Genomic DNA, 24,883 nt, shown 5'->3' on the forward strand with positions numbered 1-24,883 from the left:
GCCGGCCGTTCGAAGAGCCTGAGCTCACTGGCCGATCGATGATGATTGCAAGGATTTTGTGCGCTGCATGAAAATAATGCAAGGTGGATTTAGTGCTTGTCCTGTTCCGTCCGGATCCGCGCCTCGGGTCAGTCCAGCGTCCGGCGGAAGCGGGTGACGGCGATCGACATGGCGACGAGCATCAGGCCGGCAAGTGTTGCCGTGTCGTAGGCGAGCACACCGATATCGGCGCCCTTCAACATGATCGCGCGCACGACCCTGATATAATGGGTGAGCGGCAGGGCCTCGCCGATCCACTGTGCCCATTGGGGCATGCCGGCGAAGGGGAACATGAAGCCGGAGAGCAATATGTTCGGGAGGAAGAACATCATCGCCATCTGCACGGCCTGCAACTGATTGGTTGCGAGCGTGGAGAACGTATAGCCGATCGACAGGTTGGCGACGACGAACAACCCGGTGATGGCGGCAAGCGAGGCCGGATGGCCAACGATCGGCACCCGGAAGACGAGGATGCCGGCGGCGATGATGATCAGCGCCTGAATGAGGCCGATCAGCACGTAAGGGGTGATCTTGCCGAGCATGATCTCCACCGGCGTGATCGGCATGGAGAGCAGGTTCTCCATCGTGCCGCGCTCTGTCTCGCGGGTCACCGAAAGCGCGGTGAAGATCAGGAGCGTCATCGTCAATATTGTCCCGAGCAGGCCGGGCACGATATTGAGCGTCGAGGAGCCGGCCGGATTGTAGCGGCGGTGCTGGATGACCTTGAAGGCCGGTTTGGTGGGTTCCGAAAACTCGATCTGCCGGTCGTTGGCAAGTGCCGTGGTTATGATGCCGGACAGTGCGCCGAGCGCCGAACTCGACGCGACCGGATCGGTGGCGTCGGCGGCGACGAGCAGGGCAGGGGTCTCGCCACGGCGGAGCGCCCGCTCGAATCCTTCCGGGATTTCGACGACGAAAAGCGCGCGGCCGGATTCCAGCAGTTCGTCCATGTCCTCGGCGCGGGTGATGACGGTGCGGATCTGGAAGAAATCGGTGTTTTCAAGGGCGGCCAGGATCGAGCGGCCGACATCGGTATTCTCGCGCATCAAGACGGCGGTCGGCAGGTTGTGCGGCGTGGTGTTGATCGCGAAGCCGAACAGGAAAAGCTGCATGACCGGGATCATGATCATGGTGGCGAGCGTCACCCGGTCGCGGGTCATCTGGATGAACTCCTTGATCGTCATCGCCCAGAAGCGCCCGAAGGATATGCCGCCGTTATTGTTGTTGTTCCTTGTCTCGTGTGAAGGCACCGTCATGAGAAATTGTCCTGCGAGCGGCGCATCAGGTCGATGAAGGCGTCTTCGAGGGTCGGCGCATCCTTTTCCCATTTGAGGCCGGCGCGGTCGCGGTAAGGCGCGATTGCCCGTTCGAGGGCTGCCTCGTCATGGCCGGCGACATGCAGGTTGGTGCCGAAGGGGGCGATCATGTCGATGCCCGGCAGCTTTTCCAGTTCCTGCTGGAGACGGTGGACCTCCGGGCCGGACACCGTCCAGGTGGAAAGGCCGGTGGCGGCGATCACCTCGTCCACCGTGCCCTCGGCGAGAAGCTTGCCGTAGGCGATGTAGGCGATCTCGTGGCAGCGCTCCGCTTCGTCCATGTAATGAGTGGAGACCAGCACCGAGAGGCCTTCCGTCGCAAGCGCATGGATCTCGTTCCAGAAATCGCGGCGCGCCTGGGGATCGACGCCGGCGGTCGGCTCGTCGAGGAGAAGCAGGGCGGGTTCCGGCAATATGCAGGCGCCGAGCGCAAGCCGTTGTTTCCAGCCGCCGGAAAGCTCGCCTGCGAGCTGTTTTTCGCGGCCTTTCAGGCCAAGACGCTCGATCGCCGCGCTCGCCTTGCCGCGTGGGTCTGAAAGGCCGTAGACGCGGGCGACGAATTCCAGGTTCTCGCGGATCGAGAGGTCCTGGTAGAGCGAGAATTTCTGGGTCATGTAGCCGACGCGGCGGCGGATGCGGTCGCTCTCGGTGAGAATGTCGAAGCCGAGACAGGTGCCGTCGCCGCTGTCGGGCGTCAGAAGCCCGCAGAGCATGCGGATGGTCGTCGTCTTGCCGGAACCGTTTGGGCCGAGGAAGCCGTGGATGCGGCCCTTCCTGACGGACATGGAAACATCGTCGACCACCTTGCGGCCGCCGAAGCTCTTGGTCAGGTGGTGGACGTCGATTACCGTTTCCGGGGCTTCGACGGTCATTATCGGGTCCGTCATGGTTGCCTCGGTCATGGCCGGGCCCCCGCCGAGACATCCACCGGCAGGCCGGGGCGGAAGGATTTCGGATCGGCCGGGATCGCCTCGACGCGATAGACGAGCTTGGCGCGCTCCTCGAGGCTGTAGATTTCCGGCGGCGTGTATTCCGTCGTGCCGGAGATGAAGCTGATCTTCGCATCCGCCGGCTCGCAGGCATCGCAGGCGACGCGGATTGCCTGGCCGAGCGCCAGCCTTGCAATCTCGGTTTCCGGCACGAAGAAGCGGATGCGGACGTTTTCCGGCGGCAGGAGCGCGACGATGGGACGGCCCGAGGGCACGACCTCGCCGAGCCGGTAATAGAGGGTCTCGATGCTGCCGGCAGCCGGGGCCGCGACGGAACGCTTGGCAAGCGCGGCTTCGGCCGATGCGAGATCGGCCTTCGCGGCGGCGACGGCCTCGCGCGCCTGACGGAGCTGCTCATCGCGGACGGGCAGGTTGGCGAGGGTGATCTCGCTGCGGACGCTGTCGAGAGCGGCGCGGTTGGCCGCTTCCGTGGCGATCGCCGTATCGAGGCTCGCCTGGGTTGCTGTGCCGCGCTCCACCAGGACGCGGGTGCGATCGAGATCCTGTTTGGCGAGTTCCAGGCGGGCGACGGCCTCGCGTTCGGAGGCGCGCAGAACGTCGATCTCCTCGGGCCGTTTCTGGGCGGCTTCGGCCAGATCAAGCTCGGCTTGAGAGCGGGCAAGGGCGGCGCGGGCGGCGGCGACGGCTGCCTCCTCGCTCGACGCATCCAGCCTGAAGAGCGGCGCGCCGGCGGCAACGTCCTGTCCCTCGGCGACATCGAGCGCCGTCAGGCGTCCGGCGCTTTCCGCGCCGATGAACAGCGTGTCCGCCTCGACCCAGCCCTGATAAGCGCGATCGCCGCTTCCGGCGAGCAGGAAAGGGAGTACCGCGAGCGCGGCGGCGGCGGCGAGGACGACGGCAAGGATGCGTTTCATTGTGCTGCCCTTTCCGGCAGGAAGAGCGTGTCGAGGAAAGTGTCGAAGAGCTTTTGCGTGTCGAGATGTTCGTAGCGCTCGAAGAGGGTCGACCAGATGATCGACATCAAAGCCGGCGCAATAACGAGCTGAGGCACTTCGGCGATCGCCGGATTGCGCAGTTCGCCACGCCGGGCGGCTCGGTGCAGGAGGATGCGCAGCACGCCGAGGCCCTTCGAGATGATCTCGCGGTGGTAGAATTCCGTCACGCCCGGGAACATCGGGCCTTCCGCCAGGACCAGCCGAAGCAGATGTCGCCGTTCGGTCTCCAGCACTTCGCGCCTGAAGAGGGCGTAGAATAGCGAAACGGCGAGCCGCGGCTGGGTCGCCTCGTTCTGCACCAGCCCTTCGATCTCGCCAAGGATCGGCGAGGCGATGCCCGAAACAAGCTCGATGAACAGCGCTTCCTTGTCCGGGAAATGCAGGTAGACCGTGCCCTTGGCAATGCCGGCGCGGATCGCGACATCCTCCATGCGGGTGGCGGCAAAACCGCGTTCGGCAAACAGGGCCAGGGCAGCGCCGAGGATATCCGCCTTTCGCTGCTGCGGATCGCGCTTTTCTCTTCTCTTCGCTGCCATGTCGGCTCGACGTATTGATGACTGACTGGACAGTCATTATCATGGATCACATCCGCATGCAAACAAAAGTCATTGGGGCAACGTCGGGAGAGGTAGCCATATCAATGAATGACTATGTTAAGCGTGTTATGAAGCCACAAATATCGGCACTACGAAAAAGAGCGGCAAAGGATGACGGACAGTAAGGTGATTCTTCAAGCCTACGAGCTTCCCCTGGGCGGCCAGTTTCGCATGATGGTCGGCGCTTTCTGGAAGGCGCCGGTTCGCAATCGCGTTCTGGTGCTGACGGCGGCGCTGCTCATCGTGATCTTCGCGACCACCTATGCGACATATCGTCTGAACGAATGGAACGGGCCTTTCTACGATGCGCTGGAGCGTCGGGACATGCCCGAGTTCCTCAACCAGCTTGTGGTCTTCGCCGTCATCGCGCTCAGCCTGACGCTGCTGAACGTCATTCAGACCTGGCTGAACCAGATCACCGCGATGCGGATGCGCGAAGGATTGGCGCGGGATCTATCCGATGTCTGGCTCGTGCCCGGCCGTGCAATGAAGCTCTCAAGGGCGGGTGCGATCGCGGCCAATCCCGACCAGCGATTGCACGAGGATACGCGCATCCTCGCCGAAAACACGACAGCGCTGGCGATCGGGCTCGTCAATTCGACCATCCTGCTTGCAAGCTTCATCGGCGTGCTCTGGGCGATCTCCTCGGATTTCACGTTCCATTTCGGCGCAAGGACGGTCTTCATCCCCGGCTATATGGTCTGGGCAACCGTCTTTTACGCGCTCGTCGGCTCATGGCTCAGCAACGTGGTGGGCGATCGGCTGCCGCGGCTCAACGCCGAGCGCTACGCCCGCGAAGCCGACCTGCGCGCCGCGTTGATGCGGGCCAACGAGAACATGAAGCCTATCACGCTTGCGCGCGGGGAAGCGAACGAGCGCGAGAGGGTGCATCTGGCGATCGACAATGTGCTCGAAATGCTCCGGCAGGTCGCCTGGGCGCTGACCAATCTCACCTGGGTGTCCGCCGGCTTCGGCTGGCTGGCACTCGTCGCGCCGATCATCATCGCATCGCCCATGTATTTTTCCGGGGATCTTTCCTTCGGCGGACTTATGATGGCGGTCGGCGCCTTCAATCAGGTCAATCAGGCGCTGAGATGGTATGTCAACAATTTCGGCGTCATCGCCGACTGGCGTGCGACGCTGACGCGCGTCTCCTCCTTTCGCAATGCACTCCTGTCCATGGACGTGCCTGCGACCGGGGAGAAGGTCATCACCTATCACGAGAACCAGGCCGATGGGAGGATCAGCGTCTGCGGGCTGAGCGTCTTCGCCAATCCCGACCTCGGCGGGCCGGGGAACGGTGTCCGGGTGCGGGAAGGCGAGTGCTTCATCGGGCAGGGCGAGCGGGTGATGATCAACGGCGATCCCGGAGCCGACCGGCACCTCTTCTTCCAGGCACTCGCGCATATCTGGCCCTGGGGGCAGGGTGAAATCGGCCTGCCGCCGGCTGGAAGCATGATCTTCGTGCCCCAGGAGGGCTATCTGCCGACGGCGAAGCTGCGCGATGTGTTAACCTATCCGCACGGCCTGCCGGACGTGGACGACGACATGCTGGCCGAAATGCTCGAAAGGGTGGGGCTGCGGCGCCTCGTCCACCGGCTGGACGACGTGGAGCGCTGGGACCGGCTGCTCGACAAGGACGAGGAAGTGTCGCTGCTGGTCGCCAATGCGGTCTTGCGCAAGCCGGACTGGCTCGTCATGGACGACGTACTGGAAGGCCTGGAACCTCACACCAACGAACAGCTTCTGACCGTGCTGGCCGACCTTACAGGCTCGACGCTGATCTATATCGGCCGCTCGGAAGATTTCCTCAAGAAATTCTCGCCGCGGCTCTTCCATCTGGCGCCGCTTGCGGCGCGCGCAGAGATCAGGAATGTAGAGGCGTGACATGAACAGACATCCGGCATCGGCCAAGACGGGGCAGTGCATCGTCTGCGGTCGGACCTTTCCCAAGTGGAAGCTGCACAGGATCGGCTATCTGAGGCCGCATCTCTACGAAATGATCGCCGCGGAAGTGAAGGATTGCGCCGCCGAAAGCTTGATCTGCGACGAGGATCTCGGCCATTTCCGGCGCCGCTATGTGGAAAAGCTGCTGGACGAGGAGCGCGGCGAGCTTTCCCAACTCGACCGCCAGGTGCTCGACAGTTTCGAGAAGGGGGCTTCGACGGTGCAGGCCGGCGCCGTCATTTTCGACCGCAATCTGACCTTCGGTGAGCGGGTTGCCGACAAGGTGGCCTCCTTCGGCGGCTCCTGGACCTTCATCCTGCTGTTCATCGCGGTCCTGCTGGCATGGATGGCGCTCAACATTTCCGGCCTGTTCGCCACCCCCTTCGATCCCTTTCCCTTCATCCTCCTGAACCTTGTGCTGTCATGCGTTGCGGCGCTGCAGGCGCCAGTGATCATGATGAGCCAGCGGCGGCAGGAAGAGAAGGACCGCCTGCGGGCCGAGAACGACTACATGATCAACCTGCGCGCCGAGCTTGAAATCCGCCAGCTCCACGAGAAGATCGACCACCAGATGGCCAAGCAATGGGAGCGGCTGGCCGAGCTGCAGCAGATCCAGATCGAGCTTCTGGAACTGCGCCAAGGCGGGCGGGAGCGGGAATGACGGTTGTCATCTGTCAGGCGAAGATGTCCGCATCGAACGCATCATCCTGCATGGCGCTCGCGATATCGAGACTATTTCTGCAAGGAAGATGAACGTCCCGAGGGGTGAGCGTTTCGCTCACCCGATAAACTCGTGAATGATCCGGGCGACCTCGTCCGGCATTTCGAGCTGCAGCATGTGGCCGCTCGGCACTTCCATCGACATCCAGCCGGGATCGGCATTCAGGCGCTTGTAGATGCCGGAGAAAAGTGCAGCCTGATCGATATTGGCCGAGACGTAGAGCCGTTTCGCGATGGTTTCGTGGGCGCCGGTCAGCCTGATTTTCTGGATCATGGTCGCGAAGGGATGCGGCGAGCGGCTGGTCATGTAATGCCTCAGGGGCTCCGGCACGCGGGTGGCGTGGCGGGCCGGGGGTGGCACGGCGACGCCGCCGAGTTCGCCTGCCTGGGCGAGATTGGCAAGCGCGATTTCCGGGCCGAGAAGGTCGAGCGCCGACTGGCCGTCCGACGGCAGGAAGGCGTCGAGATAGATGAGGGTCCGGATGCGGCTTGAAAAACGGTCGGCGACGCCGGTGATCACCATGCCGCCATAGGAATGGCCGACGAGGTCGAACTCTTCCAGGCCTTCGGCTTCAATGAGGCCCGCAACATCGGCGATATGGGTTTCGAGATTGATCGCGCCGGAAAAGAGATGGGTGCGTTCGCCAAGCCCAGTCAGGCTCGGCACGAAGACCTGATGGCCTAAGCCCCGCAGAAGATCGGCGACCGGCGTCCAGCTCGCGCTCGATCCCCAGGCCCCCTGCACTAAGACTATCCTGCGGCCGGTCATTCGATCCCCTCCCACGACATCGGAACGATGCCGGTTGTTTCCCACCGGGCATGATATGAGTCAATGCGACAGGAGAGGGGACAAACGGGGATGAAATCAGCGCCACATGCCGCGCATTCGGGCGGTGACGTCGATGCGGACCTGATGGCGGGCCTGGCGTTCGGCGTCTGACATGGGCGCGACCACCGGCCAGGACGTCGTCTCGAAGAATTGCAGGAGTGTTGCCGGAATGAAGCGTGTGCGCGCGGCATAGACGTGGCGGTCGCCCTGGGCGTTCTGCCCGTGGACGAAGAAGCGCTGCGGGGTGACGAGGTGGAGGTAATCCTTCGCCCGCGTCATGGCGACATAGAGGAGCCGGCGTTCCTCCTCGATTTCGGCAGTTGAGCCGACGCCGAGGTCGGAGGGAATGCAACCGTCGACGCAGTTCAAGAGGAAAACCGAGCGCCATTCCTGGCCCTTGGCGGAATGGATGGTCGAGAGGATGAGATAGTCCTCGTCGAGCAGCGGCGTACCGGATTCGGCGCTGGTCGCATCCGGCGGATCGAGCGTCAGTTCGGTCAGGAAACGTTCACGGGACGTATAGGCGCTCGCGATCTGTTCGAGCTGCAAAAGATCGGCCTTGCGGGTTTCGGCATCCTCGTGGACGCGGTTAAGATGCGGCTCGTACCACAGCCGGGCAAGGCCGATCTCCGAAGGCCAGCCGGCAGTACCCTGTTTCAGGGAGGCCAGCATGTCGACGAAGGCCGGCCAGTCGGCGCCCGAACGCGGCGGGGCGGGGATTTCCTGCAAAGCCGCCAGCGGCTCCGGATCGGCGGCGATGGCGTCGAGGATCTTTCCCGCCGTCTGCGGGCCGATGCCGGGGATCAGCTGCATCAGGCGGAAGCCTGCGACGCGGTCGCGGGGGTTCTGGGCGAAGCGCAGCGCCGCCAGCATGTCCTTCACATGGGCGCTATCCAGGAATTTCAGGCCGCCGAACTTCACGAAAGGGATGTTGCGGCGGGTGAGTTCCACCTCCAGCGGGCCGGAATGATGCGAGGCGCGGAAAAGCACGGCCTGCTGTTTCAAGGTCATGCCGGTTTCGCGGTTTTCGAGGATCTTCTCGACGATGTAGTTCGCCTGTTCGGTCTCGTCTCGGACGGCGACGAGGCGCGGGCGCTCCTCCGATTGCCGTTCGGTCCAGAGGTTCTTGGTAAAGCGCTCTCGGGCAAGCTCGATGACGCCGTTGGCGGCGGCGAGGATGGTATTGGTCGAACGGTAGTTGCGGTCGAGGGTGACGATATCGGCGGGCGGATCGAAGGAGCCGGGGAAATCGAGGATGTTGCGGATCGTCGCTGCCCGGAACGAATAGATCGACTGGGCGTCGTCGCCGACGACGGTCAAGCCTCGGCCGCCGGGTTTCATCGCCATCAGGATCGACGACTGCAGCCGGTTTGTGTCCTGGTATTCGTCGACAAGGACATGGTCGAAACGGCCGCCGACATCTTCCGCCAGCGCCGGTTCGCTCATCATCTGCGCCCAATAGAGCAGGAGATCGTCGTAATCGAGGACGTTCTGGGCCTGCTTGGCCTCGACATAGCAGGCGAAGAGCTCGCGGAGCTGCTTTTCCCAGGCGGAGCACCAGGGGAAATGCGATTTCAGCACCTCGTCCAGCGGCGTTTCGGAATTGACCGCGCGGGAATAGATCGCCAGACAGGTGCCCTTGGTCGGGAAACGGCTTTCCGTCTTCGAGAAGCCGAGCTCGTGGCGCGTGAGGTTCATCAGGTCGGCGGAATCCTCTCGATCGTGGATGGTGAAATCCGGATCGAGGCCGATCTGTTCGGCATACATGCGAAGGAGCCTCGCCCCGATGCCATGGAAGGTGCCGGCCCAGGCCAGCGCATCGGTCATGATCGCGGCATTGGGTCCAAGCACCTGCGAACAGATGCGTTCGACGCGGCGGCCCATTTCGGAGGCCGCACGGCGGGAAAACGTCATCAGCAGGATGCGGCGCGGATCGGCGCCGGAAACGATCAGATGCGCGACCCGGTGGGCGAGCGTGTTGGTCTTGCCGGAGCCCGCGCCGGCGATAACGAGCAGGGGGCCTGCCGGCCCGCCCTTCGGCACATCCGATCCGTGCTCCACCGCACGCCGCTGCGCGTCATTCAATTTTTCCAGATAGGCGACTGCTGGCATTCCTGCTTCCGGCGGGCTCGTTCCCGATGCGTTCGACTTAGCCATAGCTGATTCGCCTGGCTCCGCCCTCATTCACATATTTGGGAACGCGCCTTAACTTGACCGCTGTTCTCGTGTTTCGCTATGACGGCCCGCGTAAGTTCTCGCTTGGAGGCGACCTTGAAAACTTCTTCCCCCGTCTTTGCTGGCGCCGCGGCGCTTGCCCTCTCCGTCTTCGCACTTTCGACACCGGCTTCGGCACAGGTGGCCGACAGCATCACCATCTACAACGCCCAGCACGAGGGGCTGACGAAGGAATGGGTCGAAGCCTTCACAGAGGAGACCGGCATCGCGGTGACGGTGCGCAACGGCTCGGACCTCGAATTCGCCAACCAGATCGTCCAGGAAGGCGCCAATTCGCCGGCCGACGTGTTCCTGACCGAAAATTCGCCGGCCATGGCACTGGTCGATGGCAAGGGGCTTTTCGCCCCGGTCGATCCGGCGACGCTCGAGCAGGTTCCGGAACAGTTCCGTCCGGCGGACGGCCACTGGATCGGCATTGCCGCCCGCTCCACCGTCTTTGCCTATGACAAGACGAAACTTTCCGAAGACAAATTGCCGAAATCCATGCTCGATCTCGCCAATCCCGAATGGAAGGGCCGCTGGGCCGCATCTCCCTCGGGCGCCGATTTCCAGGCGATCGTCGGCGCGCTGCTGCAGCTCAAGGGCGAGGAAGCGACGGCGGACTGGCTCAAGGGTATGAAGGAGAGCTTCACCGCCTATCGCGGCAATTCCACCGCGATGAGGGCCGTCAATGCCGGCCAGACCGAGGGTGCGCTGATCTATCACTATTACTATTTCGGCGATCAGGCGAAGACCGGTGAAAACTCGAAGAACGTCGCGCTGCATTATTTCAGGAACCAGGATCCGGGTGCATTCGTCTCCATCTCCGGCGGCGGCATCCTTGCCTCCTCGAAGCACAAGGAACAGGCGCAGGCCTTCCTCAAGTGGGTGACGGGCAAGGGTGGCCAGGCGGTGCTGCGCGACGGCACATCCTTCGAATACGCGGTCGGTAAGGGTGAAGCGTCCAACAAGGCGCTCGTGCCGCTCGACGAATTGCAGGCGCCGAAGGTGGAGCCTTCGACACTCAACAATGCCAAGGTGACCGACATGATGACGGCGGCCGGCCTCCTCTGAGATGCGGCAATAAGTTTGCTCTAATACTCAGCAATAAGTGTTGCATGGAGACATCGCAGGGCTTACCTGCGATGTCTCATGTTTTTCGGGTTTTCCATGAGTTCCATCGCTGACACCAGTGTTCCAGTTGCACCGCGCCGCCGCATGCCGGCGGCCTCGTCCTGGACATTGACCATTGCGGTCGCGGTGGCGGTGGTGGCGCTGCTGCCGCTTGGTTTCGTGCTGTGGGCAACCGTTGTCACCGGCTGGGAAACGGCCGCGCTGCTCATCTTTCGCGGCCGGGTCGGTGAATTGATGGTCAACACCATCCTCCTGATTTTCTTCACCATTCCGATCTGTACCGTGGTTGCCGTGTCGCTTGCCTGGCTGACTGAACGCAGCGACCTGCCGGGCGCGCGCCTGTGGTCCTGGCTCGCGGTGGCACCGCTTGCCGTGCCGGCCTTTGTGCATTCCTACGCCTGGATCGGCACGTGGCCGAGCCTTCACGGGCTTTTTGCCGGGGTGGCGATCTCGGTCGTCGCCTATTTTCCCTTCCTCTATTTGCCGCTTGCCGCCGCCTTCCGCCTGCTCGATCCGGCGCTGGAGGATCAGGCGGCCTCCCTGGGGCTTGCGCCCTTCGCCGTTTTCCGGCGCGTCGTGCTGCCGCAGCTTCGGCTGGCGCTTTGCGGCGGCATGCTTTTGATCGGCCTGCACCTGCTTGCCGAATACGGGCTCTTCGCGATGATCCGCTTCGACACGTTCACGACCGCGATCATCGACCAGTTCCAGTCGACCTATAACGGCACGGCCGCGCATATGCTGGCGCTGGTTCTGGTGCTCTGCTGTTTCGTGCTGCTCGGCCTTGAGGCTACGCTTCGCGGCCACCGGCGTTATGCGCGGCTCGGACCGGGCGTCGCGCGCCAACTGAAGATTATCCGGCTGGGCAAATGGAAATATCCCTGCCTGCTGCTGCCGCTGACGGTCGCCGCCTTTTCGCTCGGCATTCCGGCTCTGACCATCGGCCGCTGGCTGATTGCCGGGGGCTCAGGCATCTGGCGGATGGACGAGGTCGGTCTTTCGCTCATCCAGACGCTCGCCATCTGCCTGATCGGCGGGCTGGCGACGACCGCTGCCGCCGTGCCGATCGCCTGGCTTTCGGTGCGCCGGCCGACCCGTGCGACCCGCTTCCTCGAAGGCTGCTACTATCTCGCGAGTTCCATGCCGGGTGTCGTCGTGGCGCTGGCGCTCGTCACCGTCACCGTGCGCGTCATGCTGCCTCTCTACCAGACGGTTGCGACCATCGTGCTTGCGTATGTCGTGATGTTCCTGCCGCGGGCGCTGGTGAGCCTGAGGGCGAGCATTGCCCAGGTGCCCGTGGAACTCGAGCAGGCGGCCGCCAGCCTTGGCCGCTCGCCCGGCAATGCGCTCTGGTCGACGACAGTCAGGCTCGCCGCCCCTGGCGCCGCCGCAGGCGTGGCGCTCGCCTCGCTCGGGATCATCAACGAACTGACGGCGACGCAGATGCTGGCGCCGAACGGCACACGCACGCTCGCCATGGCCTTCTTTGCGCTGACGGGCGAGATCGACTATGCCGGCGCTGCCCCCTATGCTCTGCTGATGGTCATCTTTTCCATGCCGCTCATATGGCTTCTCCACTACCAGTCCAAGAAGATCGCCGGGCGATGACGCTTCTCCAACTCAATTCCCTGCGCAAACGATACGGCATGGTGGCCGCGCTCGACGGCGTCGACCTTTCGGTCGCGGCCGGCAGCCGCACGGCGATCGTCGGGCCGTCCGGTTGCGGCAAGACCACGCTGCTTCGCCTCGTCGCCGGCTTCGACCAGCCGGACGATGGCACGATCGTGTTCGGCGGGCAGCTGCTGGCGGACGGTTCGGCCCAGGTGCCGGCGCACAAGCGCGGCATCGGCATCGTGGCGCAGGACGGCTGCCTCTTCCCGCATCTCACGGTAGCGCAGAACATCGGCTTTGGACTGGACGCTGAGCGGGCCGTCAAGGAGGCGAAGGCGGCGGAACTGATGGGCATGGTGGGCCTTGACCGCGCCATGCTTTCCCGTCGGCCGGATCAGCTTTCCGGCGGCCAGCAGCAGCGCGTGGCGCTCGCCCGCGCGCTTGCCCGCAAGCCGCGGCTGATGCTGCTCGACGAACCGTTTTCGGCGCTCGACACGGGACTTCGCGCCGCCACCCGCAAGGCGGTGACGGACGTGCTGACGGCGGCAGGCATCACCACGCTGCTCGTCACCCACGACCAGGGGGAGGCGCTCGCCTTTGCCGACCAGGTGGCGGTGATGCGTGCCGGGAAGTTCGCGCAGGTGGGTACTCCGCGCGAGGTCTATTCGAAGCCGGTCGATCCGGTGACCGCCGCCTTCCTCGGCGAGGCGATCGTGCTGCCGGCAGTGATCGGCGAAGGCCGCGCGGAAAGCCCGCTGGGCCTCCTGCCGGTCGACGACACGGTCTATCGGGGCAAGGCCGAGATCATGCTCCGGCCGGAGCAGATTTCGGTGACGCAGGCGGGTGGCGCAGGAGCCCCGGGCACGATCGCCGAGATCAATTTCTGCGGAGCGACCTCGGATGTTCGGATCACGCTCGGTGGCGCAGAAGCGTTTTCCTTCCGCCTCGACATTCCGAGCCGCGAGGCGCTTTTTCCTGGGGATCGGGTGATGATCGGTGTCTCGGGGGCAGCGCACGTTTTTCGATAGCCGGGAACCCTGGAACCTTCCTTCACGTTATGCGGCCATCAACAAGAAGGAACAAGTTCCATGCTGAAATGGGCTCTGATCTTCCTCGTCATCTCGCTGATCTCCGGTTTTCTCGGTTTTTCCGGCATCTCGGCGGCCACCGCAACGATTGCGAAATTTCTCTTCTTCCTCTTCCTCGTCATCTTCCTGGTATTCCTCGTGCTGGCGCTCATGGCCGGCGGCGCGGTGATGTGACGCCCTGGAAGAGTATCTGCGGTAACCCGCGAATCCACGAGGCTTGCCGATCTCGGCTCCTTATGAGCTAGGTCTTCCATCTCCGAAAACAAAAAAGCCCTGCCGAAATTCGGACAGGGCAAGTTGGGGAAAACCTACCTCAGCAAGGCAGGTGCGTCGCGTTTGGCACATCTGATGTCGCTTCACGAGGTCAGTTCGCGGCGATTCGGTACGGTCGTGAAAGAAATTTGCAGTCCGGCCATTTGTGGGGCAACTTTAGGCTGGCCGGGCTGCGCCGTTCAGTTCCTGAATGTGGTACACGGTACGCCGGCCGCCTTGATCCGGGTGCAGAGTTCAGTCGCTTCGGCGCGGGTCGCCCTTCCAATCCTTGCCGCATATCTTGGCCGGTAGCCGAAGTTGCCGCCCTTCTGCCGGACGATCAGTGCGCGTTCGCTGCCAAGCGGCTCAGGAAGTCTTCCAATCGCGCTGACAAAGAGCCGGCTTGCGACGGTGGGATCATAATGGGCCGAAAGCTGAACACCCCAGGGAGCCCAGTCGGCAGAGCCGATCATGACAGGCTCCTGCAGGCGCCGCGTCTCGGCGAGTTCGACGCAGCCTTCCATGAAAGACTTGTCCGCATCGAGGGCAGGGGCGGCGGCTTCAGGCGGCTTGTCCTTCCAGGTCTCGACGGTATGTCCCGTGATGGCGAATACGTAGTCCCGGGTTTCGATCGGCAGACGGTCGACCTTCAGGAAAGTCTGGAGGCCAGCTTCGCCGGCGTTGTAGGCCGCTGCCGCGAGGCCGAGATTGCCAAAACGGTCACGTAGCTCACTCAGATAAAGGGAGGATGCAGCGAGAGCCTCGATGACATCAAAGCTGTTCGCAAGCCCGCGGCGCTTCGCGGTCCCCGGCATGAACTGGGCGATGCCCTCCGCACCTTTCGGGCTCACGGCTTCGGCGCGGAACAGGCTTTCCCGCCAGATGAGGCGCGCGAAGAATTGCGGCGGCAGAGCGTTGGCGCGTGCGACATGCTCCATTACCCGGCACAGATCGCGATCATAGCTTTCTTGCCCGATGCACAACGCCTGGCCATCCTCCTTTGCGGAACGTTCATAGAGGCAGGCCTTGGACGCAGCCTCCTCGTCCGCAGTCAGACCGACAGAGGGAGAGGTCGCTGCCGCGGATAAAGCCAGCATTGCCATGAACAGACGACGGATTGCCGTTACCGCAAGCTCTCCCCCCTGACAGCGCAGATGGCGGTTATCGTCGCTTGACGACGCGGCTGAAGAAGGGGCTTTCATGCCGGCAATGATAGCACACCGCAACGGTCCGCAGGTGCCGGCGATAACAGCATGCTCGAACTCTCGCGTGTCTGTTCCAGGTTTGGGCCGATCCTAATACTTTTGCGGTATTGTCGTAATCGTTTGTCTGCAATTCATCCACTAAGATGGAAATTCTCCCTGACGAGAAGCGCGCGCAAGATAGCTGCATTATGGGCTGTAAGGGAGAATGACGATGACCGGTAAAGATCGTTCGGAGATCGACAGTGCGCGACGACATTTGCTAGGCCTGACCGCCGCGACAACCGCCAGGATCGTGGCAATGGGTTCGCTCGCCGGCACGATCATTTCTTCATCTTCGGCCGAAGCCGGTGGAAGGGCATGGTGGAAAAAAGGCGGGGACAAGCCGGGCAAAGGCCCTGGAAAGAACCCCATGTGCCTGCTGCGCGGCACCTCGATCATGACACCGAAAGGTGAAGTCCCTGTTGAGGAGCTTCGCATCGGCGACCTGGTCGAAACGATTGGCGGCAAGGCGCTGCCGATCAAATGGATCGGCCTTCAAACCTACAAATGCAGGGGGCTGGCCTGGAACATGGACGTGGTGCCGATTCGCATATCGCCATCCGCCCTGGATGAAGGTACGCCGAAAAGGAAGCTCTATCTCTCCCCCGGCCACTCTCTCTACATCGATGGCGTTCTCATCCGGGCCAAAGATCTCGTCAACGGGACCACGATTGTGCCCGAGTTGCCCGCGAAAAGCCACGCAATCGAGTATTTCCAGATCCTGCTGGACGCTCACCAGGTGATCCTGGCCGAAGGGGCTCCCGTCGAAAGTTTCCAGCTCAATGCAGACAATTATGAGGGCTTTACGAACTTCGCCGAGTTTGCGCGTCTTTATCCGGCAGACGTCAACCTCACCATGAGCCCCTATGCGCCGATCGTCGGCTATGGCGGCCGCGAGCACCTGAAGGCGCTTTTGCGGCTGGCCTCGGCGGGGCTCATTCGAGCACGGACGCCAACGCGGGACGCCCATGTGAGACTTGCTGCCCGGGGTGAAAGAATCGCCTGTTGATCTGAACCGACGGGATCGGGAATCCACGTCTACAACGAGATCGGAATGGTGGGCGTGACAAGGATCGAACTTGTGACCCCTACGATGTCAACGTAGTGCTCTCCCGCTGAGCTACACGCCCATCCGATGGCGGCGCATAGACCATAGACTGGTCGGGCCGTCAACTGGTTTTTGAAACGAAATGCGAAGGTTTTTTGAAGGCTCCGCATTTCCGGACTTTTCGCGGCTCAAGCGGCGAGCAGCTTGTTCACTTCATCCACAAGATCGCGCAGGTGGAAGGGCTTGGAGAGGACCTTGGCGTCCTTCGGTGCCTTGGAATCGGAGTTGAGCGCGACAGCCGCAAATCCGGTGATGAACATCACCTTCAGGTCCGGATCGAGTTCTGTCGCGCGGCGGGCAAGTTCGATCCCGTCCATTTCGGGCATTACGATATCGGTCAGGAGCAGCGAGAAAGGTTCCTCGCGCAGCCGGTCGTAGGCGCTTGCGCCATTGTCGAAGGAAGCCACCTTGTAGCCCGCCTTTTCGAGCGCCTTCACGAGGAAGCGGCGCATATCGTTATCGTCTTCGGCGAGAAGGATTTTCTGATTCATCTCCGGGGACCGTATCCAATGCAGATTTCAAAGAGTTTTAGAGACCTATTACACTGCCAAGACGCGGTAAACATCCGTTTAATGGAGGTGGAAGAGGAGGGTGGCGAGGTATAGATAGTATGGACTTCGCGCCGGGCAACTGGCAACATGGGTTTCCGAACAAGTTCGTGACATGGTAAAGGCAGGATGGATTGCAACGCGGGTGATTTTGAGCATTTCGAAGTAAGGGAGCCCGCAACGCAGACCATCCCCTTCGTTTTCAATTCGCCGCACAGCGGCCGGCTCTATCCGCCTGCCTTCCTGGCTCAGGCCAATCTCGATTCGCTCGCCATCCGCCGCTCCGCCGATCATTATGTCGACGAGCTGTTTGCCGATGCGCCGGAACTCGGTGCCCCATTGCTGCTCGCCCATTTTCCGCGCGCCTATCTGGACGTCAACCGCGAGCCTTATGAGCTCGATCCGCGCATGTTCGACGGGCCTTTGCCGCCTTTCGTCAATATCGGTTCGATGCGTGTCGCGGGCGGTCTCGGCACGATCCCGCGCATCGTTGCCGAAAACATGGAAATCTATCGCCGCCGCCTGTCCGTCGAAGAGGGTATGTCCCGCGTCGAGGCGATCTACAAACCTTATCATGCCTGCCTCAGGAAGCTGATCGCCCGTACCCACGCCCGCTTTGGGCTCGCCATCCTCATCGATTGTCATTCCATGCCCGGCAATATCCGGCTCTCCGGCTCCGACGTGCGGCCGGACTTCATCATCGGCGACCGATATGGCACCAGCGCGTCGGCCGAGCTTTCGCGCGCCGCACTGCATTTCCTGGGGGAGATGGGCTTTTCGGCCGTGCGCAACAAACCTTATGCCGGTGGCTTCATCACCGAACATTACGGAAGGCCGGTCAGGGGGCTGCACGCCCTGCAGATCGAGGTCAACCGGGCGCTCTACGTGGACGAAGTAACACTCGCCAAGAAGCCGGAATTCCCGGCGATTGCTGCAGCCCTTTCCACCTTCATGCGGCAGATGGCCGATTTCGTCGTCGATTTCGCCGGCGGCAACAGCGCGCTCGCCGCGGAATAAATTCCAGGCTTCCAGAGGCTCACCGAATGTATTTTCTGCCGATCCCCGATTGGCAGGCAAAAAAAACCGCGCTTTGGAGCGCGGCTAAGTCTAGGGAGGAAACACCCAAGGAGGGTATTTACAGTCAAAGACTGTATGACAACGGTAGTGGTGCGCTGCACAAATGTCAAGCAACTTTTTTAGTTGATTAAATTTGCGTCATTTTTGGGCGAAGTGGTGAGATTTGCGGCAGGGCTTCGCGCCGTCTTCGGCGAGGGTCGACGAAACCGGTTTCCAGTTCCGGGAAACGTGATTACAAGAAGCATCCATCCATCGAGGGATTTCCATGCTTCCCGACCGCAACTTCTTCTACGAGCTTGCCGATGCCGCCAAGGCGGAGACGTTGCCGCGCTTCCGTACCGGCGCCTATGTGACGAACAAGCTGGAGGACGGATTCGATCCCGTGACGGAGGGCGATCGCGCCGCCGAAACCGCGATTCGCACGCTGATTACGGAAAAGTTCCCGGAGCACGGCATTCTCGGCGAGGAGCATGAGAATATCGGTCTGGATCGCGAGCACATCTGGGTGATCGATCCGATCGACGGCACGCGCGCCTTCATTTCCGGCCTGCCGGTCTGGGGCACGCTGATCGGCTTCCAATCGAACGGCCGCGCAACGATGGGCCTCGTCGACCAGCCCTTCACCGGCGAGCGCTATTTCGCCGACGGTATGCGTTCCTGGTATCGAGGGCCTGACGGCGAGCGGCAGATTTTTACACGTGACTGCAAAACGCTGAGCGACGCGATCCTCTTCACCACGTCGCCCCATCTTTTCGTGGGCGGAGAGATGGAGAAATACCGGATGGTCGAAAGCAGGGCGCGGCTCTTCCGCTACGGCTGCGATTGCTATGCCTACGCGCTGCTTGCCGCCGGCCATGTGGACATCGTCGTCGAGAACGGGCTGAAGCCTTACGACGTCGGGGCGCTCATCCCGCTCATCGAGCAGGCGGGCGGCATCATCACCACCTGGGACGGTGGGCGGCCGGAAGGTGGCGGCAGCATCGTCGCCGCCGGCAGCAAGGCCGTTCATGAAGAGGCGCTGGCGCTGCTTTCGGGAAGGTGACGAGAGGAATCAGGCGGCGGTTTCGGACAGGCCGAAGCCGCCGTCCAGACCCGGCATGAAGGCTTCGATTGCGGCCAGCCCCTGGGCCCGGTAGATATCCCTGTCCTGAAAGAGCTCGTGGCGCGCCCCGTTGACGGTAATGAGTTGGGCGGCCCGGAATTTCCTCGACAGTTCCTCCTGCGCCCGGTAGGGCACGACGCCATCGAGCATGGGGGCGAAGATCAATGTCGGAATGGTGATCCGGGTCAGATGCGCCTGGCTCGATACACGGCGGGCTGCCTTGAAGGTCTCATGCAGCCAGCGGGCCGTCGGTGCGCCGACCGTCAGCTCCGGATGAGCTGCAATGATTTCCGCGTTGCGATGGAAGCGGGCGATGTCGGAAGTGAGCGGGTTGCCCTCGAAGGGACGGCGACTCTGGTCCGTACCCATCGAGATGCTGCCGAGTGCGGTCCAGGAGGCGAGGCCGGCGAGCGTGCGGATCGCGCCTTCCGGTGCGCCCTGGCCCGAAAGCGCGATATAGGGCGCCGAAAGCGTCATACGATGAATGCGGGTCGACAGTCGCGGGGCGGCTGAGAGCGCGATCAGCGCGCCGGTGGAATGGCCGAGGAGAAAGAAGGGCAGGCGGGCATCCGGCAGGACGATCTGTTCGAGGAAGATTTCGAGGTCCCGTTCGTAATCGGAAAAGCGGCGGACATGGCCCTTGCGCGGGTTCTTCGTCAAACGATCCGAGCCGCCCTGGCCGCGCAGGTCGAACGTGGCGACCCATAGGCCCATCGCATTCAGGTCGCGGATCGTCTCGAAATACTTTTCGATGAATTCGTTACGGCCCTGCATGACGACGACCGTGCCGACCGCCGGCGAAATCTCGGAGCGGAAGAGGCCGTAACGCAGTTTTGTGCCGCGATGGCCGGTGAAATAGCCGGCCGTATAGTTCGCCGGCGCCGGATTGGCCGGGGTGTGGTGGAGGACGTCGCTGGCGGAGGCTTCTGCTTCTGTCATGCCGATAAGCGATAGGCGAGGGCGGCGGAACGTCAAGGGAAAAAGAATGGCCGGGCGCCGATGAAGCCGGCATGGGTGTCCTCACGGGCGATGGTCCGGGTCTCGAATGCCATGGCTCAAGGCCGGCGGACGGCCCTGACCTTGCTGTTGTTTCCGCCGCCGCAGAAGAACCGGTCGCCACCGTCGGATTCGAGCCCCGACACGTTGGCTCCGGCGGGCATGCCGAGCCTTTCCAGCACTTCTCCCGTTTCCGGATCGATCCGCCGCAACTCGCTCTCGTCATTTTCCCAGGTGCCGTGCCAGAGATCGCCATTGATCCAGGTGACGCCGGTGACGAAACGGTTGGACTCGATGGTGCGCAGGATTGCTCCCGTTTCCGGATCGATCCGGTGGATTTTCCTGTCCCTGTACTGTCCGACCCAGAGAGTTCCCTCGGCCCAGGCAAGACCGGACGAGCCGCCGTCGGGCGCCGGGATCGTGGCGAGCACGCGGCCGGTTGCCAGATCGATCTTCTGGATGCGGTCTTCGGCGATCTGGAACAGATGCCGGCCGTCGAAGGCCGTTCCCGCATGCGCGGGGACGCCGATCGAACGCACGACCTCACCGCTTGCCGGATCGAGCGCATTCAACCTGTCACCCGACGCGAACCAGACATGCCGGCCATCGAAGGTGACGCCTCCCACCTGTTCCACGTCCGGGAAGGGGCCGTATTCACGGAGGATTTCGGCTTGAGATCGTTTCATGGTTTCCATCCCTTCTTTCTTCGTGCCTCCAATCTAGCTGCTCGGCAGCGGGCCCGGGAGTAACAAGGTTGTCGGGAAATCCGGCACGGGTGGGGTCATCCAGCGACGCGCCCGTCCGCGGCCGTATGACTGCACCTTGCCCGCCGCCGCAAGCTGCTCAAGCGCCCGCTGCACGGTACGCGGGCTCAAGCAGAGCGCAATTGCGAGCGCCGAGCTCGACCACGATTCGCCATCGGCGAGGAAGGCGAGCACGGACGCATGCTGTTCCTCGACGGGCGGCGCCAGCACAACGACTTCCAAGGCGCGCGGCACCAGTGCAAAGCCACGTTTCGTCGCCTTCACATCCGCCAGCGTTCGAAGTTCCGCGCGAAGCCGCCCGATTTCGACGCGCAGCCGGGCACGATGGGATTCGTCGGCATGTCTCGCCCGGAAAGCACGGGCAAGCAGCGTGCTCCTCGATACATCGGCGGGCCAGGCTTCGGCCAGAGCGCGGAGAAGCGCGAAGAGGACCGGGCGTGTCGCAAGCGGGACTATCGTTTTTTCGTCCCGCACGACGTTGCGGCACGCGTCCACGACGAGCGTGCCCGATGCCAGCAGCGCTTCGACCTCATCGAGCAGGAGAGGGCGTTCATCGCCGCGGGCGACCAGCCGTGCTGCTGGTGCGCTGAAGACGAGGGAAGCGCTTTCGACCTCGGCTATCAGTGCGGGGATTTTCGCTTCGATTGCGGCCTGTCCGGCCTCGGCAAGCGCTGCGCGCGCCGCCCTGGTCCGCAGACGGCGGATCGCTATTCCCGCAACCGCCAGCGCGCGGGCGGCCCTCGAGGCCGGCGGTAGCGGTGCCGGATCGAGACCGGCAAGCATGCGCTCCGCCTCGTCGAGACGGCCGATCAGGAGCAGGCGCCGGACCTCCAGGTTCCGCGCATGGGCGGCGTTGAGGCTGTCTCCATGGGTTTCGAGCGTCACCCGCGCCGCGTCGAGCGCCCTAGTGGGCCAGGTAAGGTCGCGGGAGACGAGCGCGATCTCGGCTTCGGCGACGATACACCGCGCGCGGGCCACCGCCTCTCTCGAACCGAAGGCGCGCGCCGCATTTTTGAGAAGCATCTTTGCCCGATCGAGTTCGCCGAGCTGCGCCATGGCGATGCCTCTCAGCGCAAGGGCAGGCGCGTCGTCCCGCAGCGCGACGTGTTTCAAGGCATAGAGCGGATCGCCTGCCGCCAGTGCACGTGCCGCAGCGGTGATCAGCGAGTCCATCGGAATCCCGTCACACTTGTAACTCCCACCCTCTTACCAAACGGACCTAGTTTATTCACGACCAGCAAGCAACCGTCGTACCGGAAATCGGGCGGCGGCAGGCGGTCAAAATGGAGAAAAGCGATGATGACACATACGACCGGGACACGCGAAGAGTGGCTGAAGGCACGGCTAGACCTGCTGAAGGCCGAGAAGGAACTGACAAGAAGGAGCGACGAACTGGCTCTGCGGCGCCAGGAACTGCCCTGGGTGCGGATCGACAAGGAGTATCGGTTCGAGACCGATGAGGGGAGCGCCTCGCTGGCGGACCTTTTCGGAGGGCGTTCGCAGCTTCTCGTCTACCATTTCATGTTCGGGCCTGACTATACAGCCGGCTGCCCGTCCTGCTCCTCGATCGCCGACGGGTTCAACGGCGTCGTCGTTCACCTTGAGAACCATGACGTGGCCTTCTCCGCCGTGTCGCGGGCACCGCTTCAAAAGCTGCAGGCCTTTAAAGAGCGGATGGGATGGAGCTTTCCCTGGGCGTCCTCGAACGGCGGCGACTTCAATGCCGACTTCAGCGTCTGGTTCACCGCGGACCAGCAGCGCGAAGGCACGATCGAATACAATTTCCGCCGCGAGCCGCCGCTGGCGGGGCCCCCAAGAGGCCAGACCGTTCCGGAATGGCAGCAGGGCGGCAGCGAAAGCCCTATCGCCCAGATCGCGGCTTCGACCGGAACCGACGTCGCCACCTATGCGCGCGACAGGCCGGGCGTCAGCGCCTTCGTGCTCGAAGACGGTGTCGTCTACCACACCTATTCCAGCTATGCGCGCGGACTGGACGGCCTGTGGGGAATGTATCAATGGCTCGATCGTGCGCCCAGGGGCCGCAACGAGAACGGTATCTGGTGGCGCCACCACGACAGGTATGGCAGGGGGTGATACCGATGCCGCTCCACCGCGACAATGCAAAAGGGAGGCCGGTCTCCGACTGGCTGTCCCTTGCCGCCGCACCGACATTCGCGATCATGGCGCTGCTGACGGCCGCGACCGGCAGCGCGGACATGATCTGCTCCTCCGTGCACGACATGTCGCCGTTCGGCGGAATGGTCCCGATGTACCTGCTGATGAGCGTCTTCCATCTGGCGCCCTGGCTCAGGCGGGTTTCCGATCCGAGGCCTGTCTCGCGCCGGTCCTGATGCCTCCGTTGCGCAGGGAGGTCGCGCGCCGAGACGACATGCCGGGCAAAAAGAAACCGGGACCGGCAGTTCAGAAAAACCGCACGGTCCCGGAAGATGATGACTGAAGGGACGAATGACGTTTTCGGGAGGCAGTCCTGCTTCCCGTACTATCGCGGCGATCCTGAACGTCACAGGAATCCCATATTCATGCCCGGTTCATGCCGGCCGGAGGTTCGCGGACGAGCCTTCGAAGAGGCCTTGAACGACGGGAGCGCAATGCCCATCTTCATCCTGCGGGCGCCAAAAAGGGTCCGCGTGAACGGTCCGCCATCGCCATTACGGGAGGCGGAGCCAAACGAAAACCGCAACGTCGCTTCCCAAGGAGGACATCATGCGTCACGTCGATTTTTCCCCCCTTTACCGATCCACCGTCGGTTTTGACCGTCTTTTCAACCTGCTCGACAACCGTGGCACCGTTGACCAGACCCCGAGCTACCCGCCCTATAATATCGAGCGGACCGGCGAAAACACCTATCGCATCACCATGGCCGTCGCCGGTTTCGATGAAAAGGAACTTTCGCTCGAAGCCCATGCCCATGTGCTGACCGTGAAAGGTGAAAAGAGCGAAGAAGAGGCCGGCGGCCAGAGCGAATATCTTTATCGCGGCATCGCCAAGCGCGCCTTCGAACGCCGTTTCCAGCTTGCCGATCATGTCGAGGTCCAGTCCGCTTCGCTGAAGAACGGCCTGCTTCATATCGACCTTCTGCGCAATATCCCGGAAGCCATGAAGCCCCGCCGCATCGCGATCGCCGCGGAAGCCGGCGATACCGCGAAGACGATCGAGGCTCAGGTCACGCCGCAGCAGGTCAACTGACCCTCGGCCCTCAAGACCTCCAGTCAAAGCAGCAAGCCGAGTTTGCGGCCCTTTCGGAAACGGAAGGGCCGCTTTTTTGTTTCAGGCGGCCGCAGCCACTCCTTCTTCTTCCTTCGCCCTCAGCCGGTTGGCGTATTTCTGGGCGATGACGGCGCAGGCCATCAACTGGATCTGGTGGAAGAGCATCAGCGGCAGCACGATCGCGCCGATCGAGGACGACTGGTTGGCGAAGATAGCGTTTGCCATCGGCACGCCGCTCGCCAGCGATTTCTTCGAGCCGCAGAAGGTGATTGTGATCTCGTCTTCCTTGTTGAAGCCGAGCGCGCGGCTGCCGAACATGGTGATGCAGAGCACCACTGCCAGAAGAGCCATGTCGACCAGGATGACGACACCGATATCGACGGCCGAGAAGGTGTGCCAGAGACCTTCCATGACCGCTTCGGAAAAGGCGAGATAGACGACCATCAGGATCGAACCGCGATCGACCGGGGCGAGGATCTTCTTCTTCGAGCGAATCCAATTGCCGATCCAGGGCTGGAGGATCTGGCCGGCGACGAACGGTGCCAGAAGCTGCAAAAGGATGCTTTCCAGCGCATCCCACGAAAAACCTCCGTCGCCGGTGGTCGAGAGCAGCAGGCCGGCGAGCAGCGGGGTCAGGAACATGCCGAAGATATTCGAGCCGGATGCGGCGCAGATCGCCGCCGGCACGTTGCCGCCGGCAATCGAGGTGAAGGCGATCGATGATTGCACCGTCGAGGGCAGGACGCAGAGGAACAGGATGCCGGCATAGAGCGCGGGCGGCAGGATATCCGACGGGATGAAGCCGATCGCCAGCCCGAGCAGGGGGAAGATCGCGAAGGTGGTGGCGAGGATTGTCAGATGCAGACGCCAGTGCAGGAAGCCCGCCACCACGACATCGCGCGACAGGCGCGCGCCGTGCAGGAAGAACAGCAGGCCGATGGCGAAATCGGTCGCGACGCCGAACCACTCCGCCCACTGCCCATGGATCGGCAGGACGGAGGCGAGGATGACGGTGCAGACCAGAAAGACCGTGAAACGGTCCGGCAGAAAGCGGCTCATGAGCATGTTCCTCGAAATGAGGCTTTATCTCTCGCTTATCATGAAGCAGAATGCAAACATTAACAGTTA

At 62.7% G+C, this 24,883-nt stretch carries 23 protein-coding genes, 1 tRNA gene and 1 pseudogene; 12 read left to right on the forward strand and 13 right to left on the reverse strand.

All coding sequences use genetic code 11. From position 1 onward, the window contains the following. Positions 1 to 128 precede the first annotated feature (128 nt). The 4 genes from J2046_RS25835 to J2046_RS25850 are packed head-to-tail and all read right to left on the reverse strand — an operon-like array spanning position 129 to position 3,836. Positions 129 to 1,295, reverse strand: a complete 1,167-nt coding sequence (locus J2046_RS25835) for an ABC transporter permease (protein ID WP_210056727.1) — start codon at positions 1,293 to 1,295, stop codon at positions 129 to 131. Continuing rightward, positions 1,292 to 2,227 (reverse strand): ABC transporter ATP-binding protein, encoded by a 936-nt coding sequence (locus J2046_RS25840; RefSeq protein ID WP_411828555.1) that lies wholly within the window; start codon positions 2,225 to 2,227, stop codon positions 1,292 to 1,294. The genes J2046_RS25835 and J2046_RS25840 overlap by 4 nt, the downstream gene beginning before the upstream one ends. 26 nt (positions 2,228 to 2,253) lie before the next feature. Continuing rightward, the gene (locus J2046_RS25845; RefSeq protein WP_210056729.1) at positions 2,254 to 3,219 is read right to left on the reverse strand and encodes an HlyD family secretion protein; all 966 of its coding nucleotides are present in this window, start codon (positions 3,217 to 3,219) and stop codon (positions 2,254 to 2,256) included. After that, the gene (locus tag J2046_RS25850) at positions 3,216 to 3,836 is read right to left on the reverse strand and encodes a TetR/AcrR family transcriptional regulator (protein ID WP_210056731.1); all 621 of its coding nucleotides are present in this window, start codon (positions 3,834 to 3,836) and stop codon (positions 3,216 to 3,218) included. The genes J2046_RS25845 and J2046_RS25850 overlap by 4 nt, the downstream gene beginning before the upstream one ends. Positions 3,837 to 4,007: 171 nt before the next feature. On the opposite strand from J2046_RS25850, the gene J2046_RS25855 reads away from it, so the two are divergent. Both J2046_RS25855 and J2046_RS25860 read left to right on the forward strand, forming a co-directional pair. Continuing rightward, positions 4,008 to 5,783: an ABC transporter ATP-binding protein/permease gene (locus tag J2046_RS25855; protein ID WP_233470292.1), complete on the forward strand. Its 1,776-nt coding sequence runs from the start codon at positions 4,008 to 4,010 to the stop codon at positions 5,781 to 5,783. 1 nt (position 5,784) lies between these two features. Beyond that, positions 5,785 to 6,504 carry a DUF1003 domain-containing protein gene (locus J2046_RS25860; RefSeq protein ID WP_210056733.1) on the forward strand — a complete coding sequence of 240 codons (720 nt, stop codon included), beginning with the start codon at positions 5,785 to 5,787 and terminating at the stop codon, positions 6,502 to 6,504. A gap of 117 nt (positions 6,505 to 6,621) precedes the next feature. On the opposite strand, the gene J2046_RS25865 is transcribed toward J2046_RS25860, so the two are convergent. Together J2046_RS25865 and J2046_RS25870 are read right to left on the reverse strand one after the other, a co-directional pair. Then, complete coding sequence (locus tag J2046_RS25865; RefSeq protein WP_210056735.1) at positions 6,622 to 7,332, reverse strand: alpha/beta fold hydrolase; 711 nt, start codon at positions 7,330 to 7,332, stop codon at positions 6,622 to 6,624. A gap of 96 nt (positions 7,333 to 7,428) precedes the next feature. Then, positions 7,429 to 9,504 carry an ATP-dependent helicase gene (locus J2046_RS25870; protein ID WP_210056736.1) on the reverse strand — a complete coding sequence of 692 codons (2,076 nt, stop codon included), beginning with the start codon at positions 9,502 to 9,504 and terminating at the stop codon, positions 7,429 to 7,431. Positions 9,505 to 9,627: 123 nt separating this feature from the next. Between J2046_RS25870 and J2046_RS25875 the strand changes: the two genes are divergently transcribed. The 4 genes from J2046_RS25875 to J2046_RS25890 all read left to right on the forward strand — a co-directional run bounded on the left by J2046_RS25875 (position 9,628) and on the right by J2046_RS25890 (position 13,610). After that, positions 9,628 to 10,680 (forward strand): iron ABC transporter substrate-binding protein, encoded by a 1,053-nt coding sequence (locus tag J2046_RS25875; protein ID WP_210056738.1) that lies wholly within the window; start codon positions 9,628 to 9,630, stop codon positions 10,678 to 10,680. 96 nt (positions 10,681 to 10,776) lie between these two features. Next, positions 10,777 to 12,345: an ABC transporter permease gene (locus J2046_RS25880; RefSeq protein ID WP_210056741.1), complete on the forward strand. Its 1,569-nt coding sequence runs from the start codon at positions 10,777 to 10,779 to the stop codon at positions 12,343 to 12,345. Beyond that, positions 12,342 to 13,376, forward strand: coding sequence for an ABC transporter ATP-binding protein (locus J2046_RS25885; RefSeq protein WP_210056743.1), 1,035 nt, complete (start codon positions 12,342 to 12,344; stop codon positions 13,374 to 13,376). The genes J2046_RS25880 and J2046_RS25885 overlap by 4 nt, the downstream gene beginning before the upstream one ends. 60 nt (positions 13,377 to 13,436) lie before the next feature. Then, entirely contained in the window at positions 13,437 to 13,610 is a 174-nt protein-coding gene (locus J2046_RS25890; protein ID WP_037155909.1) for a DUF1328 domain-containing protein, read from the forward strand. Positions 13,611 to 13,888: 278 nt separating this feature from the next. Here J2046_RS25890 and J2046_RS25895 read toward each other — a convergent pair whose 3' ends face one another. After that, positions 13,889 to 14,791 (reverse strand): transglycosylase SLT domain-containing protein, encoded by a 903-nt coding sequence (locus J2046_RS25895; RefSeq protein ID WP_411828556.1) that lies wholly within the window; start codon positions 14,789 to 14,791, stop codon positions 13,889 to 13,891. 313 nt (positions 14,792 to 15,104) lie between these two features. Here J2046_RS25895 and J2046_RS25900 point away from each other — a divergent pair, with 313 nt between their 5' ends. After that, entirely contained in the window at positions 15,105 to 15,941 is an 837-nt protein-coding gene (locus J2046_RS25900) for a Hint domain-containing protein (RefSeq protein ID WP_210056745.1), read from the forward strand. A gap of 46 nt (positions 15,942 to 15,987) precedes the next feature. Here the strand turns inward: J2046_RS25900 and J2046_RS25905 are convergent. Both J2046_RS25905 and cpdR1 read right to left on the reverse strand, forming a co-directional pair. Beyond that, positions 15,988 to 16,062 (reverse strand) — tRNA-Val (locus tag J2046_RS25905). 106 nt (positions 16,063 to 16,168) lie between these two features. Further along, on the reverse strand, positions 16,169 to 16,531 hold the full coding sequence (cpdR1, locus tag J2046_RS25910; RefSeq protein ID WP_037155914.1) for a response regulator CpdR1: 363 nt from the start codon (positions 16,529 to 16,531) through the stop codon (positions 16,169 to 16,171). Between the two features lie 186 nt (positions 16,532 to 16,717). Here cpdR1 and J2046_RS25915 point away from each other — a divergent pair, with 186 nt between their 5' ends. Both J2046_RS25915 and hisN read left to right on the forward strand, forming a co-directional pair. Further along, positions 16,718 to 17,605, forward strand: a complete 888-nt coding sequence (locus J2046_RS25915) for an N-formylglutamate amidohydrolase (RefSeq protein ID WP_210056747.1) — start codon at positions 16,718 to 16,720, stop codon at positions 17,603 to 17,605. A gap of 325 nt (positions 17,606 to 17,930) precedes the next feature. Next, positions 17,931 to 18,707, forward strand: coding sequence for a histidinol-phosphatase (hisN, locus tag J2046_RS25920; RefSeq protein WP_210056749.1), 777 nt, complete (start codon positions 17,931 to 17,933; stop codon positions 18,705 to 18,707). A gap of 9 nt (positions 18,708 to 18,716) precedes the next feature. Here hisN and J2046_RS25925 read toward each other — a convergent pair whose 3' ends face one another. The 3 genes from J2046_RS25925 to J2046_RS25935 all read right to left on the reverse strand — a co-directional run bounded on the left by J2046_RS25925 (position 18,717) and on the right by J2046_RS25935 (position 21,700). Further along, a complete protein-coding gene (locus tag J2046_RS25925; protein ID WP_210056751.1) occupies positions 18,717 to 19,706 on the reverse strand; it encodes an alpha/beta fold hydrolase in 990 nt (329 codons plus the stop codon). A gap of 116 nt (positions 19,707 to 19,822) precedes the next feature. Further along, positions 19,823 to 20,449 (reverse strand): Vgb family protein, encoded by a 627-nt coding sequence (locus J2046_RS25930; RefSeq protein ID WP_210056752.1) that lies wholly within the window; start codon positions 20,447 to 20,449, stop codon positions 19,823 to 19,825. Between the two features lie 33 nt (positions 20,450 to 20,482). Further along, positions 20,483 to 21,700, reverse strand: coding sequence for a helix-turn-helix domain-containing protein (locus tag J2046_RS25935; protein WP_210056754.1), 1,218 nt, complete (start codon positions 21,698 to 21,700; stop codon positions 20,483 to 20,485). 123 nt (positions 21,701 to 21,823) lie between these two features. Here J2046_RS25935 and J2046_RS25940 point away from each other — a divergent pair, with 123 nt between their 5' ends. From J2046_RS25940 to J2046_RS25950, 3 genes and pseudogenes are all read left to right on the forward strand, one after another. After that, entirely contained in the window at positions 21,824 to 22,621 is a 798-nt protein-coding gene (locus J2046_RS25940; RefSeq protein ID WP_210056755.1) for a DUF899 domain-containing protein, read from the forward strand. A 44-nt stretch (positions 22,622 to 22,665) separates the two neighbouring features. Beyond that, a pseudogene (locus J2046_RS25945) lies at positions 22,666 to 22,878 on the forward strand (hypothetical protein); the annotation flags it as partial. 373 nt (positions 22,879 to 23,251) lie between these two features. Then, positions 23,252 to 23,734 (forward strand): Hsp20 family protein, encoded by a 483-nt coding sequence (locus tag J2046_RS25950; protein WP_210056757.1) that lies wholly within the window; start codon positions 23,252 to 23,254, stop codon positions 23,732 to 23,734. Positions 23,735 to 23,815: 81 nt separating this feature from the next. Here the strand turns inward: J2046_RS25950 and J2046_RS25955 are convergent, their stop codons facing one another. Further along, a complete protein-coding gene (locus J2046_RS25955) occupies positions 23,816 to 24,814 on the reverse strand; it encodes a bile acid:sodium symporter family protein (RefSeq protein WP_210056759.1) in 999 nt (332 codons plus the stop codon). Between the last annotated feature and the right edge of the window lie 69 nt (positions 24,815 to 24,883).

The sequence above is a fragment of the Neorhizobium petrolearium genome (assembly GCF_017873175.1).
GTDB classification, from domain to species: domain Bacteria; phylum Pseudomonadota; class Alphaproteobacteria; order Rhizobiales; family Rhizobiaceae; genus Neorhizobium; species Neorhizobium petrolearium.